Source organism: Amycolatopsis sp. SID8362 (assembly GCF_010550475.1).
GTDB classification, from domain to species: domain Bacteria; phylum Actinomycetota; class Actinomycetes; order Mycobacteriales; family Pseudonocardiaceae; genus Amycolatopsis; species Amycolatopsis eburnea.
The window spans coordinates 1-202 of record NZ_JAAGNB010001052.1; the positions used below are offsets into that span (position 1 = coordinate 1).

At 73.3% G+C, this 202-nt stretch carries 1 pseudogene; it reads right to left on the reverse strand.

The window, feature by feature from the left end:
* Positions 1-202: pseudogene (locus tag G3I65_RS32620) on the reverse strand (ketoacyl-synthetase C-terminal extension domain-containing protein); the annotation flags it as partial.

Sequence of the window (202 nt, forward strand, 5' to 3'; positions counted from 1 at the left end):
TGTGGGCGTTGGTGCCGCTGATGCCGAACGAGGACACCCCCGCGCGGCGCGGCCGGCCGGTCTCGGGCCACGGCGCGGTCTCCGTCAGCAGCGAAACCGCCCCGGCCGACCAGTCGATGTGCGACGACGGCTCGTCGGCGTGCAGGGTGCGCGGCACCGTGCCGTGGCGCATCGCCATGACCATCTTGATGATCCCGGCGAC